Source organism: Shewanella sp. SG41-4 (assembly GCF_014164505.1).
Lineage (GTDB): Bacteria > Pseudomonadota > Gammaproteobacteria > Enterobacterales > Shewanellaceae > Shewanella.
Genome location: NZ_JACJFI010000077.1, coordinates 1 through 16,448 on the forward strand (window position 1 = coordinate 1; position 16,448 = coordinate 16,448).

Genomic DNA, 16,448 nt, shown 5'->3' on the forward strand with positions numbered 1-16,448 from the left:
GAGACAGTAGAGCCTTTTGACATGGAAGAGGTGTTTGATAAGGAACGTTTTTGGACTGGAGAATGTGAGTTTAATTGTGGTGATGGTAGTCGATGTCCTGTTTGGGTCAATGTATCGACCATGTTTAATATGAATGGCTCGGCACTGCATTATGTGGTGGTGTTTTCTGACATCACTGAGCGTAAGCATAATGAGTTACATCTGCGCCGCTTAGCAAACAATGACATGTTAACTGGCTTAGCTAATCGAGCGATGTTTTCGCGCCGATTGGGCCAAGTTATTGAAATAGCAAAACAGCAAAAAGAAACCTTAGCATTATTGTTTTTAGACCTCGACAGATTTAAACATGTTAATGACTCATACGGGCACAGTATGGGTGATGCATTGCTAGTTGAAGCCGCAGGTAGACTACAGTCTTGTTTGTCTGAAGAGCATTTGTTGTGTCGTTTTGGTGGTGATGAGTTTGTTATTTTGCTGCGTGATGCGAAAGATGTCGACACGATTAACCACATTGCAAAACAACTATTAAAACAAATAGAAACGCCTTTTAAACTATACGGCCGAGAATTTTTTATTTCGACCAGCATTGGAATTAGCATTTGGTCTGACGATGACCAAACTCCCGAGACTTTGATTAAAAATGCCGATTTAGCCATGTACCATGCTAAAGAAGAGGGACGTGGTAATTTTCAATATTATTCAGCAGAGCGAAATGCAGAAGCGCTATATCACTTGCGCATAGAGGCTGACTTGCATCGCGCGATACTGTGCAATGAATTTGAACTGTATTACCAGCCTCAGATAGATGTTAACCAACAAAATAGTATTGTTGGCGTTGAAGCGCTCATTCGTTGGAAACACCCAAAAGATGGCATGGTTAACCCCGATGTGTTTATTGGTATAGCAGAATCTTGCGGTTTGATTGTTGAGATCGATCGTTGGGTGCTGACTCAAGCTTGTCTCGATGGTGCAGATTGGCATCAGCGATATCAAAGCGAGATAAAAGTGTCGGTTAATGTGTCAGCAATGCACTTTAGACAGGCAGATTTTATCGACTTTTTGACCGCGACATTGCATCAAACTGGCATGCCTGCTAGATGTTTGTCGGTTGAAATTACCGAAGGTGTCTTGATGAAAGAAGTTGATATTGCTAGCCAACATTTACTCGCTTTAGAGCAGTTAGGCATTGATGTTGCGATAGATGATTTTGGCACCGGTTATTCTTCGCTCGCTTATTTACGTTCATTCCAAGTCAATATTCTGAAAATTGATCGTTCGTTTTTAAGCCATATTGACACCCATAAAGCTGATCAAGCCATTGTGAGCAGTATTATTGAGTTAGCGCGTAATCTATCCCTTGAAGTCATTGCTGAAGGTGTTGAAACATCTGAACAACTTGCACAAGTCGTTCAGCGTGGTTGCCATGTTATTCAGGGATATTATTTTGCCAAGCCAATGCCCAAAGCGGCTCTAGAACTCGATATTAAGCGGAAAATGGGGATGAAGACGTAATGAATTAAATTGTGATGCCAGTGTAATTTCCTGACTACTATCCATTAGTATGGGTATTGGTTAAATGTTGTTAGAATAAGTTGTTTTTACTTACTTTCGGAATCATTAATGCCACAATTTTTGCGCCTTAACTTCTCCACCTGGTTCTTGGCTAGCTGTATTTGCTTTAGCTGGGTTGTGCAACCGGTCTATGCTGCCAAAAAAACCGTTAAAGAAAGGCCCACTATTGGCTTAGTGCTGAGTGGCGGTGGTGCAAAGGGCGCTGCACATATTGGTGTGTTGAAAGTTCTTGAAAAATATCATATTCCTGTCGATTACATTGCGGGCACTAGTATTGGAGCTTATGTCGCTGGGATGTATGCATTAGGCTATAACGCCGACCAAATCGAAAAGATTATGCTTAATGGCGAATGGTCTAAAGGGTATTCCGATACCATTCCGCGCGATAAATTAAGTTACCGTGATAAACAGCAACGTGATCAGTTTAATATTCCACTTACGGTGGGTTATAACAATAATAGCTTAACCTCACCGAGTGGCTTGTTGCGTGGCCAAAGCATGTCTCAATTATTGCGTCACTCGACAGGTTTGGTCGAACAGTTTGGTGACTTTGATGAACTTGCTATTCCCTATAGAGCGGTGGCGACTGATTTAGCGACCAGTGAAGCGGTAGTATTATCTAGCGGCAGTGTAGTGCAAGCCATGCAAGCATCTGCCACGGTGCCCGGAGCATTGCAGCCCGCTATTATTAACGGTCGTTTACTGGTTGATGGTGGAATTGCCAATAATATGCCTATCGATGTGGTGAAAGCCATGGGCGCAGACATTATTATTGCTGTAGACATTGGTTCGGCATTGACCAAACAAGAAAACTTAGACAGTACCCTTGCCGTTTTAGATCAACTCTCAACTATTTTGACTCAAGCTAGCACCGCTCGGCAAAAAACCTTACTGACATCAAGTGATATTCTTATTCGTCCTGCAATTGACAGCCTAAGTACCACAGATTTTTCAATCATGCCATTAGCACTCAAATTAGGTGAAAATGCTGCTAATTTAGAGTTGGTGAAGTTGGAACCACTTGGTATTAGCGAACGAGACTATTTAGCTTATCAAGCGGATAAATTACAACAAAGTTTACTGTGGTTAGATCCGCTTAAAAAACCAATTTATAAAATAGCCTTCAATAATCAATCAAAAGTCAGTAAGAAATTACTGCGTGAGCGCTTAGGGATTAGCGAAGGTGTTGTGCTGACTAAGGAAGAGTTAGATTTAGCCTTAAACCGAGTGTATTCGCTGAATAAATTCGAGCGTGTCGATGCCGAGTTTGAAGATGTTGAACAAGGTCGAATTTTAACCATTACCACCAGAGCCAAATCATGGGGGCCGAATTACTTTCAAGCAGGTTTTAACTGGGAAGATGACTTTACCTTAGATTCGGCTATTACACTCAGTTTGGCTTATACCATGACCGACTTAACGGCAAATGGTGGTGAGTGGCGTAACGAATTGGAACTGGGGTATAAAAAGCTCGTCGGTACTGAGTTTTATCAGCCATTAGATCGCGATCAAACATTTTATAGCCTAGCGAGATTTCAATATGAAATGAAAAATTGGGATTTATTTGACCAAGATAGCCGCTATGTTGAACTCGAAAACAGCGTGGCTCAAATTGTTTTAGGTGTTGGTTATAATTTTAATTCTGACGGCATTGTTGAATTTGGCTTTATCGAAGAAGATGGCCGTATTACGAGTGAATTAGATTTAATTGACTCGCTTAGTTATTCTTCATCCGGCGGCTATTTTAAAGTAGCTTATGATAACTTAAACAGTATTAGTTTCCCGACAGAAGGTAATAGAATTACCTTCATCAGTTATTTAAGAGATGAGTCTTATAACGGATTAAATAGTGTTGGTACCACTTTTAGTGATGGTTTAGCTTGGCAATTTGAAGCAGATTGGAAGGGTGCGTTAAAACTAGGTAATCATGCCATTGTAGGTAAAATGGAATTAGCTACGGTTGAGAATGATGGTGACTTTACATTGCATGTGGCAGATTTAGGCGGATTTTTGAATTTGTCTGGTTACCGTAAAGACATTTTGGTCGGTGCTCATAAAGTGTTTGGAGCAGTGATTTACCAATATGATCTCGGCCGCGATGTACTGATCACCGATTTGCCTTTGTATTTAGGCACAAGTCTTGAAGCCGGTAATGTGTGGTTTGATCGTGATGATGTTGATCTAAATGATTTGATTTACGCCAGTAGTTTGTATTTAGGTACAGATACCGATTGGGGCCCAGCAGCATTAGGTTTTGGTTTTACTGACAGCGGTGAAACATCGTTTTACTTATTTGTGGGTAAGAATTTCTAGGTGTAATTATGACCTAAGGTCATCACCAAACCTCGATTAACGATAACGGCAGCTTCGGCTGCCGTTATCGTTATTCGCTTTAGAAAATACCGATTGGTTGTAAGCTTTACGCTCTAATCGATTTAAGCCAATAGGTACCTCGAGTACTGACTGCACTCGAAGTCGTATTGATTATTTAGCTGAGAACCAAATAAATTGTGGCGCATTCATAATCCCATCTCTTAATCCGAGTTGAGCCTACCTAACCCTAAAATCAGCTCTAGCACTAACATGAGCATGAACACGAGCTTACTTACTGACTCTTTCCAGCAATGCTGGTAGTAATCCGGCATGAGCCAGTTGATTGTGGGCAACCACCCATTTAGTTTGTGTGGCAGTGTGAGGCGCAGGAATGGCTACGGTTTGCATACTGGCTGCCCGCGCGGCAATTAAACCATTAAACGAATCTTCAATTGCGATGCATTGTCCTGGCGCAATGCCAAGTCCTTTAGCACAATTTAAATATACCTCAGGATGGGGTTTACCATAATTGAGATTTTCAGCAGACTCAATCGCATCAAAATAATCGCCAATATCAAGTTTACGCAGCACGGCTTCAATAATTAATGACGATGAAGATGTGGCTAACCCTATTTTAAGCCCTAAACGTTTGCATGCCTCTAGCGACTCAATAACACCTTGCATTGGTTCACCGTTTGCGTTTATTTGGCTTACCACTTCATTTACGATGGTATTGGCCGTAGCTGTATTGTCGTAATTTGGCCACGGAAAACGTTGGTGCCAATAGCTCACAACATGATCAATACGCAAGCCTGTGGTTTGCTCCACTTCTTCAAGGCTGAGGTTAAGCCCAAAGCTATTTAGCACCGTCTGCTCGGCCAGCTGCCAAGCTGGTTCGGAATCAATTAAAATCCCATCCATATCAAAAATAACGGCTTTTATTTGGTTTGACACAATACTGACTCCATAAACGGCACAATGTTAAGTGCTAATTATTACGTTGTTATTGACTGGACACAATCAAAACACACTTTTTCAAAAATATTTAATCTAAAAAACAGGATATTTTTTTGTATATAGTTTAATCAGTGGGTGCTATATAAGTTAATGTATTTAAATGTTTTTCTGTCTGTTTCAAACTATTGTCTAATTTTATTTTATTCAACTTGGCGCTAAATTGATTTGTAGGTTGATAAATCACGTTGATTTCATACCTCTGAGAGTGTGAGCTGATTCATACTTTTATAAAGCTGTAGTATACTGGAGGTCGGATTTCAAGCCCGAACCAGTGGAATTATCAGCGTAACCATAGTGGCGCTGAGTTTCGCCGTTAGGCGCCAAACAAAGAGGAATGTTGCCGTGCTAGAAGCATATCGTAAACACGTCGCAGAACGTGCTGCAGAGGGTGTAGTCCCTAAGCCATTAAATGCACAACAAGTGGCTGAACTGGTTAAGTTATTTGAAACACCACCAGCAGGTGAAGAGGCATTCATCCTCGACTTGCTCGAAAATCGTATTCCACCAGGAGTAGATGAAGCTGCTTACGTTAAAGCCGCTTTCCTTGATGCAGTCGCTAAAGGCACTGTGTCATCTCCTATCTTAAGCGCAGAACACGCTGTTAAACTGCTTGGCACCATGCAAGGCGGTTACAACATTGAGCCGCTAATTGACCAACTAGATAATGCAGCTTTAGCACCTCTATCGGTTACTGCACTTTCAAATACATTGTTGATGTTTGATTCATACCACGATGTTGTTGAAAAAATGCAAGCGGGTAATGACTTTGCTAAGCAAGTTGTCGACGCTTGGGCCAATGCTGACTGGTTCTTAAACCGTCCAAAATTGGCTGACAAAGTATCATTAACAGTGTTTAAAGTGTCTGGTGAAACCAACACTGATGACTTGTCTCCTGCGCCAGATGCGTGGTCTCGTCCAGATATTCCATTACACGCATTAGCAATGCTAAAAAATGCGCGTGACGGTATTGTGCCTGATGAATCAGGTGTTGTTGGCCCAATCAAAGAAATCGAAGCGTTAAAAGGAAAAGGTTTTCCTTTAGTTTACGTTGGCGATGTTGTTGGTACGGGTTCTTCACGTAAGTCTGCCACTAACTCAGTGTTATGGTTTATGGGTGATGACATTCCTTTTGTTCCTAACAAGCGTGCTGGTGGCTTCTGTCTAGGTAACAAAATTGCACCTATTTTCTTCAACACCATGGAAGATGCGGGTGCATTACCGATCGAACTAAACGTTGATCAAATGGACACTGGCGATGTGATCGATATCTACCCTTATGAAGGTGTAGTTAAGCGTCACGGCACTGATGAAGTGATCTCTACATTTGAGCTTAAAACCGAAGTATTGTTAGATGAAGTTCGTGCTGGTGGTCGTATTCCTTTGATCATTGGTCGTGGCCTTACTGACCGTGCGCGTGAAACATTAGGTCTTGAAGCATCAAAAGTATTCGTTCGTCCACAAGATATCGCCGCTTCTGATAAAGGCTTTACTTTAGCTCAGAAAATGGTTGGTAAAGCATGTGGTGTATCAGGTGTTCGTCCTGGTCAATACTGTGAACCTAAGATGACCTCTGTAGGCTCACAAGACACTACCGGCCCTATGACACGTGATGAGTTAAAAGACTTAGCATGTTTAGGCTTTAGTGCTGATTTAACCATGCAGTCATTCTGTCACACTGCGGCTTATCCAAAGCCAGTGGATGTTACCACTCACCACACACTACCGGATTTCATTATGAACCGTGGTGGTGTTGCTTTACGTCCAGGTGACGGGGTTATTCACTCGTGGTTAAACCGTATGTTATTACCAGATACCGTAGGTACTGGTGGTGATTCACATACTCGTTTCCCTATTGGTATTTCGTTCCCAGCCGGTTCTGGTTTAGTGGCATTTGCTGCTGCAACAGGTGTCATGCCTCTTGATATGCCTGAATCAGTGCTAGTGCGCTTTAAAGGCGAAATGCAACCCGGTATTACCTTGCGTGATTTAGTTCATGCTATCCCATTAAAAGCAATTGAAATGGGTCTGCTAACGGTTGAGAAGAAAGGCAAAATCAACGCTTTCTCTGGCCGCGTATTAGAAATCGAAGGTCTTGAAAAACTTAAAGTTGAACAAGCATTCGAGTTATCTGATGCATCTGCTGAGCGTTCAGCTGCAGGTTGTAGCATTAAGCTAGACAAAGAGACAATCATTGAATATCTAACCTCTAACATCGTGATGTTAAAGTGGATGATTGCAGAAGGTTATGGCGATCGTCGTACTATTGAACGTCGTATTACTGCGATGCAAGAATGGATTGCTAACCCACAGTTGATGGAAGCAGATAAAGATGCAGAATATGCTGAAATTATCGAAATCAATCTAAACGACATCAAAGAGCCAATCCTTTGTGCACCAAACGATCCTGATGATGCCGTATTATTATCAAGCGTTGCACAAACTAAGATTGACGAAGTGTTTGTTGGTTCTTGTATGACTAACATCGGTCACTTCCGTGCTACTGGTAAGATGTTAGAAAAGTTTGCTACTACGCTACCAACACGTTTATGGATTGCACCACCAACTAAGATGGACCGCGATCAATTAACTGAAGAAGGTTACTACTCAATCTTCGGCCGTGTTGGTGCTCGCATCGAGATCCCTGGTTGTTCTCTATGTATGGGTAACCAAGCACGTGTTGCAGAAGGTGCTACTGTAGTATCAACTTCTACACGTAACTTCCCTAACCGTTTAGGTACTGGCGCAAACGTATACTTAGCATCAGCTGAGTTAGCAGCAGTAGCAGCGTTACTAGGTCGTTTACCTTCAGTTGAAGAGTATCAAAACTACGCTAAAGAATTGGATGCAACAGCAGCTGATACTTACCGTTACTTGAACTTCGACCAAATCGATTCTTACACTAAGAAAGCCGACAGCGTGATTTTCCAAACCGCGCTTTAAGCTTAAACTAGTTAACAATTGATCAAAAATGCCAGCAGAAATGCTGGCATTTTTATTGGTGTTATATTGTTTAACTTGTAACTTATTTCAGGATAAAAATGAGTTTCAACCTATCTTTTTATAAAGATTTACCCTGATCCCACTAAATTAATCAACGGCTAAAACCAATGCGAAAATTAGCCATATCTATGTTCTTATGGCCTGAGGCCACTAACGTCGTGGCGCTTCACCCACACCAGACCAAGAGGAAACCAACGGCTGTTCCCTCTTGGAACTCCCAGCCGCCCCGCAACATTTTCAAAAAGCGAAAAGGTCGCCACGGGGATTTATCCAGCTTTTAACTTCGTTTGTATGCTGCTTCGGCCTTATTCGAAAATGCTAACGCTTACGATGGGGCGTCCCTTCCCCTCGAAAGCTAGCGGGACATCCATGGCCAGCTCACGCTATTTTCTTCAACGGCCTCAAGTTCAGAGTTGAATTTAGGCTTTTTCAAGCAGTGACTAACTCGCTTTTGGACAAAAGTGCGTTAGAGTTTCGGATCTAGTGCAATGACATAAAATTTACACTGACCCCACTAAATTTAGTAAATTTAGTATCACTAGTTATTTAATATTTATAAGATTCTCTATCAAATCTAGTGATTTAATTTCGCTTTTTAATTTTTTTCGTATTTCAGTAAGCTTAACTCTACTCAACGGCAGGTCAAGAGTTGCCTTTAGGTGTTCTATTGATTCACTTTTTGAAATGGCATTTACTAAAAAAAATATATATTCATGAATATAATTCATCAATATATATGCATATTTTTCTGCTTCTTCAAATTGATTACCGCTATGAATAGCCATATTACGCTTGTTTCTTAGTATTTTAAGCTCTTGTTCAACTTTGAATTTATCTGTAAATAAAACTAAGGTTCTCGCTATTGTTACGTCATAATTATCTTGACCACTGAATGTTAATGATTCTAGTAATGACCACATCGCTAGAAATGAACTATTCATATTGGTAGTATCAAGGGCTGTAGAATATCGATTTAATATATTTATAAAAAATGAAATATAACCACTATTGCAGATACCTCTAGATAACTTTTTATAGAATACATTTGCCTTTGCATATTTACCTGAGACATCCAGTGATGAGAAGTCATAATTGAAGTTTTGATCAAACCAATAAAGTGGAGTAGCCCTATCTCCATTGTCTAGATGTATTGAATGGTATGGATATTTAGATATTTTATTTATTGGCGAAGGCTTATGGAATGAGGTCCTAGTTTGGTTATAATTAAAGTAGAGATTAAATATCCCACGCCAGTAATCTAATTGCTCGAGAGCAATTTCTGCGGCTGAATGGATACATCTTGCATTAACCTCTACAACTACCCAAGAGTATGATTTATTATCTAACTTTGGATAAAGTGATGACACTTCTTTAAAGTCATATGTTTTTTTGAACTTTTTTGGCAAAGAATTTGTAATTTTTATTATTGCTTTGGATGTTTTGATAACACGTGTTCTTTTTAACCCTACAATCGATACACCGGTAACGAGATTATATTTTTCGAATGGTTTCTCTAAGTATTCTGCTTCAATAATTTTAAGCATATTACTTACATATCCGTCATGAAGTTTATCATCGTCGGCTGATCTCCAAACCGCTTGTTTTACTAAACTTTGCTTTAGTGATTCAGGCACACTGCCGTCAAATCGAACTAACTCTTTCAGAAGCATTAAATAGTTATCAAATCCGGCAGAGTCAAACGCTGACTTGTAGTTATTATGTGTTAAAAGCATCATGCAAGATTGATTGGCCTTTAATTTAAGCTTAGCTATTCGGGATATAATTTCTTTAGCTGCTGTAGAGTCAGTCCATTTAGATTTATTCACTTTATAGCTTCCTTATAAAAAATTACTGTGCCATTCATTTTGAAATAATACCATTTTTAAAAGCTTTAGCTCTTTGTATCATTAGTTTTTAATCGAAGCTACAATCCAAAGGTTCAATTTAATCAATTACCTGCCGCAGACAATTCAGCGAGATACCACGGCACATCCATATAAGCTTAACTAAAACATCTATGTTTTGGATACTCGATGACTCATCTACATCGGTAATTTTTATCTCTTCGATTTGGCATAGTTCATCACTATTAGTGAAAGGTAAAAAGCTGAATCTATTGTGGATTAAATCATCAGGGATGACGATGTTAGCTTGATAACTTAATATTAATTTAAATAACACGTTCCAGCGGTAGGTAATTGACACCATTGAGCTTGAGGATGTTGAAGAAAATAGCGTGAAGCTCACATGGATGTGAGCTTAGCTTTCGCGGTACAGGATGTACCATCGGAAGCGTTAGCATTTTCGAATAAGGCCGAAGAACACGAAAATGGGGTCAAAAGCTGGAGCTATTTCCGTCGCAATTTTTTCGCTGCTGTTATTTGGTTAAATAGCGAAAATGTTGCCGGAACGGCAGGGGTGATCCAAGAGGGGATTGCTGTTGATCCCCTTTTGGCCGGTGCAGGGTGGAACCTTGCGATGTTAATTCAAACGAAGTTTGAAAATTCTGGTGTGGGCGAGACGCTACGACCTTAGTGGCCGTATGCCATCAGGGATAAGTGCTAAGCATAAAGAAACACCTGGATCCCGGCTCAAAAGCATTGCCGGGATGACAAGGTTAATGAGATGTATTTGGATTAAATTTATTGCCAGAAGTGCAACTTTGACACTTGGTCTGATGTGGGCGAAACGCTCCGACCTTAGTGGCCGTAGGCCATTGTTAAAAAGTATGAAGATTAAGTATTCTTCGATAATTAACCATATCCGTCATTCAAAAATGCCAGCAAAATAGCTGGCACTTATAGTAGAGTCATTTAACGTTTTCGAATGATAACAACATCCTTTTGATGAACGTTATTAACATTAACATTAACGATTCGATATGCCGCTGGTTTAACAACGATCACTTTAGTTACAGCAGTCTTATTTTTCGGTGCTTTTACGTGTCCATGATGAGCACGTGGGGCACAGGCACTTAAACTGATAATAGCGAATCCGACTAATAACACTTTAATCATAGGAAATTGAATTGACTGTTTCATACAAACCTCGGTACGAGTGAAGACTATGACTAAGCATAATCGTTTGAGTGTCAATTGCTGATCGCGATGAGTAAAGTTATGCAAATATAGTGTTGAAATTAACGTCTATCGTTAAAGCGTACCGTAATCATGAATACTTAATATTCATCGAAATAAGTGGTTCTCGTGAGCCTTTCTCTGCCCGCAATCTGGCTAAATACTGTTGCCATAATTCAGTTTGATTACTGCACAAGTTATGCAGCACCTGCCAAGAATACAAGCCAGTATCATGGCCATCATCAAAAGTGATTTTTACCGCATAATGGCCAATAGGTTCAAGCGCTTTGATATTAACGGCTTTCTTATGGGTAACCAATATTGGGTCGCCATGGCGCTGTACTTCAGCCGATGGCGAAAATACTCGCAACATTTCACAACTGATGTTGTAAGTTTGGCCATTATCGAACGTTACTTCGAGTAACTTAGATTGGCGTTTAAGCTTAATGTCGGTGACGGTAGGCGTTGATTGGGTCATGGGAATACCTATAAAAAAAAGGATTAACGCTAAATCGCAGATTATCATCATACGCGACTTTGCTGTTAATCCTATTGTTGTAACGTGGATTCGTGATGTTTCTTCATAAACAAAAAAATCACGTCCTACCCATCAGAGACAATCAAATGGGAGGACGTTTGATTCAAATAATGGTTATAAAATAAAGCGGCTTAAATCTTCATCTTGTACCAAGGTATCAAGGTGGTCATTGACATATTCAGCATCAATGACAAATTTAGAACCCGACTTTTCAGAAGCATCGTATGAAATATCTTCCATCAATTTTTCCATCACGGTATGTAAACGGCGAGCACCAATGTTTTCGGTGCGCTCATTCACTTGCCATGCAGCTTCTGCAATGCGCTCAATACCTGATTCAGTAAACTCTATAGTGACGCCTTCGGTGTTCATTAGGGCGACATGTTGCTCAGTGAGTGAGGCAAATGGTTCTGTTAGAATGCGTTTAAAATCAGCCGCGGTAAGGGCGTCTAATTCAACACGAATGGGTAAACGGCCTTGAAGCTCTGGAATTAAATCAGACGGTTTAGACATCTGGAATGCACCAGAAGCAATAAACAAAATGTGGTCGGTTTTAACCATGCCGTGTTTAGTAGAAACTGTGCAGCCTTCCACTAATGGCAGTAAGTCACGTTGCACACCTTCACGGGATACATCTGGGCCTGAGCTTTCACCGCGCTTACAAATTTTGTCTATTTCGTCTAAAAACACAATGCCATTTTGCTCAACCAGCTCGATGGCTTGTTCTTTTAAGTCTTCTTGATTAACAAGCTTTGCCGCTTCATCTTCAACTAACTGTTTGTAAGCATCTTTGATTTTAAGCTTTTTGCGTTTAGAGGTACTTTGACCAAGATTTTGAAATAAGCCTTGTAACTGATTGGTCATTTCTTCCATGCCTGGCGGGGCCATGATTTCAACACCAATTTGAGGCGCAGCAATATCGATTTCAATTTCTTTGTCGTCTAGTTGACCTTCACGCAGCTTTTTACGGAAAACCTGACGGGTGGTAGAGTCATCTTTTTTGTCGGTATCCCAGTCATCTTTTGGCTTAGGCAATAAGGCATCTAAAATACGTTCTTCGGCCATTTCTTCGGCGCGATGACGGCACTTTTTCATTTGCTGTTCGCGGGTCATTTTCACTGCTGAGTCAGTTAAATCACGGATGATTTGTTCTACTTCCTTACCGACATAACCCACTTCAGTAAATTTGGTAGCCTCAACTTTGATAAAAGGTGCGTTAGCCAATTTGGCTAAACGACGGGCGATTTCAGTTTTACCGACACCGGTTGGGCCAATCATTAAAATATTTTTTGGAGTTACTTCATGACGAAGTTCTGGCTCAAGCTGCATCCGGCGCCAGCGATTTCGCAATGCAACGGCTACTGAGCGTTTGGCATTTTGTTGGCCAATGATATGTGCATCTAGTTCGTGAACAATTTCACGTGGAGTCATTTCAGACATAACTGTTCCTTTATTAACGCTCGAATTAGTAGTCTAACTTTTCGATAGTTTTAAATTGGTTGGTGAATACACAAATATCGCCTGCAATGGTCAGTGATTTTTCTGCTATTTCTTCCGCACTTAACTCAGTGTTTTGCAGTAATGCTAAGGCTGAAGCATGAGCATAATTTCCACCAGAACCAATGGCAATTAAGTCGTATTCCGGTTGAACGACGTCGCCATTACCGGTAATAATTAATGATGATTCAGCATCTGCCACAACCAACATAGCTTCGAGCTTACGTAGCATTTTGTCGGTGCGCCAATCTTTGGCAAGCTCTACGGCAGATTTTAATAAATGGCCTTGATGCATTTCGAGCTTGGTTTCAAAACGCTCAAAAAGAGTAAATGCATCGGCAGTACCGCCAGCAAAACCAGCTAATACTTTATTGTGGTATAGGCGGCGCACTTTACGTGCATTACCTTTCATCACGGTATTGCCTAGAGACACTTGGCCATCACCAGCGATGACAACTTGATTATTACGGCGTACGGATACGATAGTAGTCACGGTAAATCCTCTTAACTAATACATCAACGGGTCATTAGGGTGAATGCAATTGTTGATTGATAAAATGGATATGGGGACAAAATGACAGATATCAAGCGATGGATAACAAAAAGCCCTGTTGCAGAGAACAGGGCTAACGTGATTTATACAGTAATATCAGACGAGCAGAGTTATTCCCACAACCAAATCATGCAGCCATTTAAACCGGCTTTCTGCATCTTATGACGATTATGTTCAGCATCGCGCTTGTTAGGGTAAGGCCCTAGTACCACGCGATACCATACGCCATTGGTTCCTTCACTGCGGCGAACTTGTGCCTCGGTGCCTTGGAAGGCAATTCTGGCCTTCATTTCATTTGCTTGCGACTCTTGCCTAAACGATCCACATTGCATTTGATAGATGCCGCTAGACACTACGCCTGTTTGAGGTAAATCTATTTCAACTTGTTTGTTTTCAAGCTCTTCCAGATAAGTCCATTCTTCCTGTGGCTTAGGTGGCAGTGCATTAGGGTCTTTCTTGACCACTTTTTTCGGCGCTTCTACGGTCGCTGTTGGTACCGTTTTCTTTTTTGGTTGCTGAACGGGCTCTGACACGGTTGATGAGTCGGAGCTGCCATTAATGGACCATAAGAAATAACCAAAACCTATGACTAATGTGAGTATCACAAAAACAGCCAAGTAAGGAAAAGAGCGTTTAGGTGCTTTTTTTCGTTGTGGCGCGCGGGCTTTAGTGCCCGCCCGAGGTTTGCGATTTGCGTAGTCACGACTCATGATTACATCCGCTCTAGGGTTTCAATGCCAAGCAGCGACAAGCCCGTTTGTAAGGTTTTAGCGGTTAATTGTGCAAGCAATAAACGGCTTTGCTTTTGAGCTTCTGTTTCGGCGGCAAGCACTGGACAAGCTTCATAGAAACTCGAAAACTCACTCGCTAGCTCATAAAGGTATCCACATAATACATGCGGTAAGCCTTTGTCTGTCATGCGAGTTAACACTTCACCAAATTGTGCCAGTTTAGTGCCTAAGTCTTTTTCTTTTTCATGCTCAAGTGCAATCTTGGCTTGGCTAAGGTCAATATCTTCAGCACGCTTAAAAATTCCAGCAATACGGGTGTAGGCATATAATAGATAAGGTGCAGTATTACCTTCAAAGCTAAGCATTTGCTCAAAACTGAAAATGTAATCACTGGTGCGGTTCTTCGAAAGGTCTGCATACTTAACTGAGCTGATACCCACAACGCGAGCAATTTCAGTGAGGGTCGCTTCATCCATATCTGGATTTTTGCTACGAACCAGTTCAAGTGCACGCACATCGGCCTCGTCAAGTAAATCAACTAACTTAACCACACCACCAGAACGCGTTTTAAAAGGACGGCCATCAGCGCCATTCATGGTGCCAAAGCCAGTGTGCTCTAACGACATTTCAGGGCGAACAAATTTAGCGAGTTTGGCAAGGCTAAACACTTGTTGGAAGTGTAGCGCTTGGCGTAAATCGACAAAGTACATGGCGCGATCGGCCTTTAATACGTTTGAGCGGTAACGCATGGCAGCAAGATCTGAGGTTGCGTATAAGTAGCCGCCATCCGCTTTTTGGATGATAACCGGTAAAGGCTCACCTTCTTTATTGCGAAACGCTTCTTGGAATACCACTTTAGCGCCATTGCTTTCGCTTAGCAGACCTTGGGCATCTAAATCTTTAACCACTTGGGCTAAGTCGGCATTGTAAGCACTTTCGCCGTGAACATCTGCGCGGGTTAAGCTAACGCCTAAACGCTTATACACATCATGGCAATGGCTTAACGATATGTCGTTAAATTCGCGCCATAGCTTATTGCAGTATTCATCACCCGATTGTAATGCAACGACAAGTTGGCGAGCGCGAGTGGCAAATTCTGTAGACTCATCAAAACGCACTTTAGCAGCACGATAAAAGCTTTCTAAGTCAGACAATTCCATTTTGGCTTGTTCGCCATTGGCTGCGCGTAACTCTTCCATTAATGCCAGTAGCATACCAAACTGAGTGCCCCAATCCCCGACGTGGTTTTGGCGAATGACGTTATGGCCTAAATACTCGAGTGCGCGCACGACGCTGTCACCAATGATGGTTGAGCGTAAGTGGCCTACGTGCATTTCTTTGGCTAAGTTTGGCGAAGAATAGTCGACAACGATGGTTTGCTTAGTCGGTAATATCACACCTAAGTGATCACTCGTCAGCGCTTGCTGTAGCTGATTCGCTAATGCATTGTCATCAATGAAAAAGTTAATAAAACCCGGGCCAGCAATTTCTACTTTGGCCACATAAGATGATGCTGGCAAGGTATCAATAACCAGCTGTGCTAATTCGCGCGGGTTCTTTTTAGCAACTTTGGTCAGCATCATTGCAAGGTTAGTCGCTAAGTCACCATGACTTTTATCTTTAGTGCGATCGACCTGAATGCGAGCTTGAAAATCAGCTGGCACAATTCCTTGCTGTTTGAAGGATTCGATGGTTTGTTCTAGTAAAGATTCAATATGTGATTTCATGGGAGTTTGCTTGCACTAATTCGTTAAATGAATGACATGACGGAACCGCATATTTTAGCCGTTTATGGGGGGGGATTGCTATCTGCTTTAACGGAAATATTGGTTTTTTTATGCTGAATATTACCCTAAGTGAAGTTTATGACAGATTTAAGGTCGTTTTACTTCACATACTACAAGGCATTACATCAAATCTTGTGGATCTCTATCGATACTCCAGCGGCAACGCTTACTTTCAGGTATTAGTTCAATTTGGGCTAATACGCGTTCAAATTCGGTTTGTAAACGCTGACGACTTTTAGCTTGCAGTATTAATTGGCGTCGGTATTTTCCTGCTTTACGATCCAGTGGAGCCGGGATAGGGCCAATAATTTCAAAGTCTTTATCTTGTGGTAATAGCTCGCTGGTGCGGGCAAGAAAAGCATC

General features: G+C 41.3%; 12 protein-coding genes and 1 pseudogene. 4 read left to right on the forward strand and 9 right to left on the reverse strand.

The window, feature by feature from the left end; genetic code table 11:
• Window positions 1-1,512 (forward strand): putative bifunctional diguanylate cyclase/phosphodiesterase (locus H5202_RS09320; RefSeq protein ID WP_259397252.1); only part of this gene is annotated, 1,512 nt, incomplete at its 5' end.
• Between the two features lie 108 nt (window positions 1,513-1,620).
• Window positions 1,621-3,885, forward strand: coding sequence for a patatin-like phospholipase family protein (locus tag H5202_RS09325; RefSeq protein ID WP_182771833.1), 2,265 nt, complete (start codon window positions 1,621-1,623; stop codon window positions 3,883-3,885).
• Window positions 3,886-4,173: 288 nt separating this feature from the next.
• On the opposite strand, the gene hxpB is transcribed toward H5202_RS09325, so the two are convergent.
• On the reverse strand, window positions 4,174-4,842 hold the full coding sequence (gene hxpB / locus H5202_RS09330) for a hexitol phosphatase HxpB (RefSeq protein WP_182771841.1): 669 nt from the start codon (window positions 4,840-4,842) through the stop codon (window positions 4,174-4,176).
• A 402-nt stretch (window positions 4,843-5,244) separates the two neighbouring features.
• Between hxpB and acnB the strand changes: the two genes are divergently transcribed.
• The gene (acnB, locus tag H5202_RS09335; protein ID WP_182771834.1) at window positions 5,245-7,842 is read left to right on the forward strand and encodes a bifunctional aconitate hydratase 2/2-methylisocitrate dehydratase; all 2,598 of its coding nucleotides are present in this window, start codon (window positions 5,245-5,247) and stop codon (window positions 7,840-7,842) included.
• 602 nt (window positions 7,843-8,444) lie between these two features.
• Here the strand turns inward: acnB and H5202_RS09340 are convergent.
• Complete coding sequence (locus tag H5202_RS09340; protein ID WP_182771835.1) at window positions 8,445-9,728, reverse strand: hypothetical protein; 1,284 nt, start codon at window positions 9,726-9,728, stop codon at window positions 8,445-8,447.
• A 427-nt stretch (window positions 9,729-10,155) separates the two neighbouring features.
• Here H5202_RS09340 and H5202_RS09345 point away from each other — a divergent pair, with 427 nt between their 5' ends.
• Window positions 10,156-10,437, forward strand: coding sequence for a hypothetical protein (locus tag H5202_RS09345; RefSeq protein ID WP_182771836.1), 282 nt, complete (start codon window positions 10,156-10,158; stop codon window positions 10,435-10,437).
• Between the two features lie 278 nt (window positions 10,438-10,715).
• Here H5202_RS09345 and H5202_RS09350 read toward each other — a convergent pair whose 3' ends face one another.
• The 7 genes and pseudogenes from H5202_RS09350 to H5202_RS09380 form a co-directional block, all read right to left on the reverse strand.
• Window positions 10,716-10,943, reverse strand: a complete 228-nt coding sequence (locus H5202_RS09350) for a hypothetical protein (protein ID WP_182771837.1) — start codon at window positions 10,941-10,943, stop codon at window positions 10,716-10,718.
• Window positions 10,944-11,070: 127 nt separating this feature from the next.
• Window positions 11,071-11,457: a gamma-butyrobetaine hydroxylase-like domain-containing protein gene (locus tag H5202_RS09355; RefSeq protein ID WP_182771838.1), complete on the reverse strand. Its 387-nt coding sequence runs from the start codon at window positions 11,455-11,457 to the stop codon at window positions 11,071-11,073.
• Window positions 11,458-11,631: 174 nt separating this feature from the next.
• Window positions 11,632-12,957, reverse strand: coding sequence for an HslU--HslV peptidase ATPase subunit (gene hslU, locus H5202_RS09360; protein ID WP_182771839.1), 1,326 nt, complete (start codon window positions 12,955-12,957; stop codon window positions 11,632-11,634).
• 25 nt (window positions 12,958-12,982) lie between these two features.
• On the reverse strand, window positions 12,983-13,507 hold the full coding sequence (gene hslV, locus H5202_RS09365) for an ATP-dependent protease subunit HslV (RefSeq protein ID WP_059747713.1): 525 nt from the start codon (window positions 13,505-13,507) through the stop codon (window positions 12,983-12,985).
• Window positions 13,508-13,677: 170 nt separating this feature from the next.
• On the reverse strand, window positions 13,678-14,277 hold the full coding sequence (locus tag H5202_RS09370) for an SPOR domain-containing protein (RefSeq protein ID WP_220493819.1): 600 nt from the start codon (window positions 14,275-14,277) through the stop codon (window positions 13,678-13,680).
• Between the two features lie 2 nt (window positions 14,278-14,279).
• Entirely contained in the window at window positions 14,280-16,025 is a 1,746-nt protein-coding gene (gene argS / locus H5202_RS09375; RefSeq protein ID WP_182771840.1) for an arginine--tRNA ligase, read from the reverse strand.
• Window positions 16,026-16,205: 180 nt separating this feature from the next.
• A pseudogene (locus tag H5202_RS09380) lies at window positions 16,206-16,448 on the reverse strand (primosomal protein N'); the annotation flags it as partial.

What these genes read in the sequence shown, in the direction of transcription:
- hslU (WP_182771839.1), bottom strand. Translation starts at nt 12,957, where the DNA reads ATGTCTGAAATGACTCCACGTGAAATTGTTCACGAACTAGATGCACAT.
- H5202_RS09350 (WP_182771837.1), bottom strand. Translation starts at nt 10,943, where the DNA reads ATGAAACAGTCAATTCAATTTCCTATGATTAAAGTGTTATTAGTCGGA.
- H5202_RS09370 (WP_220493819.1), bottom strand. Translation starts at nt 14,277, where the DNA reads ATGAGTCGTGACTACGCAAATCGCAAACCTCGGGCGGGCACTAAAGCC.
- argS (WP_182771840.1), bottom strand. Translation starts at nt 16,025, where the DNA reads ATGAAATCACATATTGAATCTTTACTAGAACAAACCATCGAATCCTTC.
- H5202_RS09355 (WP_182771838.1), bottom strand. Translation starts at nt 11,457, where the DNA reads ATGACCCAATCAACGCCTACCGTCACCGACATTAAGCTTAAACGCCAA.
- H5202_RS09325 (WP_182771833.1), top strand. Translation starts at nt 1,621, where the DNA reads ATGCCACAATTTTTGCGCCTTAACTTCTCCACCTGGTTCTTGGCTAGC.